Below are 2,610 nucleotides of genomic sequence, written 5' to 3' on the forward strand. Positions count from 1 at the left end.
TCCGCCTCACCACCGCCGACCCCGCCACCCGCACAGTCACCTTCGCGTACGAGGGGTGATCAAGATCAAGGTGCACTCAGTGCGGTGAATCGGACAAAATTCCGCGCTGAGTACTCCGGACCCCGTTCATACAGCTAGACGGCAGCGGGATGAATATTGCGGAGGTCCTCGAGGAGTCGAGGGTGCCTCGGCTGCCACCCGAGGGCCTCGCGAGTGTGAGTACTCGAAGCAGGCTGATCGACGATGAAGATCTGCCCGAGCGGCCCGAAGGTCTCCGGTGCGACGGATTGCACCGGCAGCCCCAACTGCTCGCCGATAACCGCCGCGATGTCCCGCACGGCATCACCCTCATCGCCGACCGCATGCCAAGCCGTTCCGCCCGGGGCCTTTTCGAGCGCCAGCCGGAACAGGTTCGCCGCATCCAACGCGTGCACCGCAGGCCACCGCTGGGTGCCGTCACCGGGGTAAGCGACGACTCCGCTGCGCCGCGCAGCCTGGGTCAGCAGGCCCGCGAATCCGCCCTCGCCGTTGTTGTGCACGGTGCGCGGCAAGCGAATCGCCGCGCTGCGTACGCCCTGCGAGGCGAGCGCCAGAATGGCGTTCACCGACCGACCGCGACCGCCGACGGGGCCTTCGACAGCCGTCGGGTCGGTCTCGGTGGCCGCCCGACCCGGCACGTACGGCGTCCCTGAGACCGTGATGAGCGGCCGGTCGCTGCCGACCAGTTCCTCGCCCAACGCGGCCAGGGCCGCGCCCTCGTCCGCGACACTCGCCGCCAGCGCCTCGGCGCTGCTGAATTCGTTGCTGAAAGCCAGGTGAATCACGCCGTCCGCCTTGGCCGCTGCGGCCCGCAGGACGGACAGGTCGGTGAGATCGCCCCGCAGTGTTTCGGCCCCGGCGGCGTCGAGGGCAGCCGCGGACTTGTCGGAACGGGCGAGCGCGACCACGGTGTGGCCGTTGCCCAGCAGTTCGGCGACCACCGCCGACCCGATCAAACCGCTACCGCCGGTAATGAATACGTGCATGACGCTCCCTCGAAAGTGATGGGACTCTTGTCCCATCACCATAGCAGTGATGGGACAAAGGTTCCATCACCTATTATGGCCACATGGCACGGTGGGAACCTGGAGCGCGGGAGCGGCTCGTCCTGGCTGCGGTGGACCTCTTCGCCGACCAGGGCTACGACGCGACGACGGTCGCGCAGATCGCCGAGCGCGCCGGCGTCACGAAGAGCACCTTCTTCCGGCACTTCCCGGACAAGCGCGAAATCCTGGTCGCCGGACAGCAGGCGCTGTGCCGCCTGCTCACCGAAGGCATCACCGAAGCGCCGGAGAGCGCGACCCCCCTGGACGCGGTCGCGGCCGGTCTGGAGCGGGCCTGCGGCGCCATGGGGCCGATGAATCGCGAGATCGGCGCACGGCTGCAGGCCGCGATCGCCACCAATGTCGAACTACAGGAACGCGATGCGCTCAAAAGCGTAGGTCTCGCCGCCGCGATGACCGAATCCCTCTGCGCCCGCGGCGTTTCCGAGCCCATCGCCCACCTCGCCGCCGAACTCGGCGTGCTGGCCTTCAAACAGGGCTACGCCCAATGGCTGGGCTCCGCCCCGGACACCCCGCTGACCCCGTACGCGCTGACCGCCCTCGACGACCTCCGAACGGCAACCCGCGCACTCACCTGACCGCCTCCTTGCCGGGCGATCCGCTCGCGGGGCTCGGCCGGGGGTGGGTCAAGGGGGGTAGTGCGCCGGGGCCGGGGGTCGGGTGGGTGTCGCGGGCGGTCAGCGGGCCGTGGTCGTGCGCGCAGCGCAGTTCGACATGGACGGCGCTGCCGCAGTCGTTATGGGCTACGACGACTGCCGGACCCGCCTCGTCGGCGAGGTAGGTGTCGCCCCACTGCATGAGGGCGATCAGCGCGGGGAACAGATCGCGCCCCTTGGCGGTGAGCCGATACTCCTGCCGCGCACGGGAATTGGGGTCCTGATAGGTCCGGCGATCCAGAATGCCGTGGTCGACGAGGGTGGCCAGCCGCGCGGTGAGCAGATTGCGGGCGATGCCCAGACGGGCCTGGAACTCGGAGAACCGGCGCACCCCGTAGAAGGCCTCACGCAGGACCAGCAGGGTCCATTTCTCACCGACGATGGCGAGCGTGCGTGCGACCGAGCAGTTCTCGGCGCTGAACGCGGCGCGGTCGATGTCGGCGGTCATGGCGGTCATCCTATCGATCTGGGTTGTCATTCACTACTCAGCCCGGTAACGTCCGGATTCTAAGTTTAATTTCGAAACTCAGCCATGAACTGGAGACAGCCATGCCGATGCTCGACGCCTACATCCCCGCCGGTGCCCTGGACGAAACGGCCGAGAAGAAGCTGCTCGCCACCCTCACCGACCTCCTGCTGCTGCACGAGGGCGCGGATCCGACCAATGCCGCCGCCCGCTCGATCGCCTGGGTGTTCGTGCACCGCCCGGCCGCCGTCTACGTCGCGGGCGAGCCCGCCGATCTGCCGCGCTACCGCTTCGTCGCCTCGGTTCCGCAGGGGCAGTTCGACCCGGAGCGCCGCGCGGCCATCGTGCGGGCGATCACCGACGCCGTGCTCGACGCCGAACCCGA

4 protein-coding genes are annotated in these 2,610 nt (G+C 68.8%); 2 read left to right on the forward strand and 2 right to left on the reverse strand.

Features of this window, described 5'->3' with window-relative positions:
* Nucleotides 1-134 precede the first annotated feature (134 nt).
* On the reverse strand, nucleotides 135-1,025 hold the full coding sequence (locus tag ACWELQ_RS43380) for an SDR family oxidoreductase (protein ID WP_452402796.1): 891 nt from the start codon (nucleotides 1,023-1,025) through the stop codon (nucleotides 135-137).
* An 83-nt stretch (nucleotides 1,026-1,108) separates the two neighbouring features.
* On the opposite strand from ACWELQ_RS43380, the gene ACWELQ_RS43385 reads away from it, so the two are divergent.
* Nucleotides 1,109-1,681 (forward strand): TetR/AcrR family transcriptional regulator, encoded by a 573-nt coding sequence (locus ACWELQ_RS43385; RefSeq protein ID WP_452402797.1) that lies wholly within the window; start codon nucleotides 1,109-1,111, stop codon nucleotides 1,679-1,681.
* On the opposite strand, the gene ACWELQ_RS43390 is transcribed toward ACWELQ_RS43385, so the two are convergent.
* Nucleotides 1,674-2,207, reverse strand: a complete 534-nt coding sequence (locus ACWELQ_RS43390; RefSeq protein WP_452402798.1) for a winged helix-turn-helix transcriptional regulator — start codon at nucleotides 2,205-2,207, stop codon at nucleotides 1,674-1,676. The two genes, ACWELQ_RS43385 and ACWELQ_RS43390, sit on opposite strands and share 8 nt — an antisense overlap.
* Before the next feature lie 101 nt (nucleotides 2,208-2,308).
* Between ACWELQ_RS43390 and ACWELQ_RS43395 the strand changes: the two genes are divergently transcribed.
* Nucleotides 2,309-2,610: hypothetical protein (locus ACWELQ_RS43395; RefSeq protein WP_452402799.1), on the forward strand; the 302-nt coding region annotated here is incomplete at its 3' end.

Source organism: Nocardia sp. NPDC004722 (assembly GCF_053601505.1).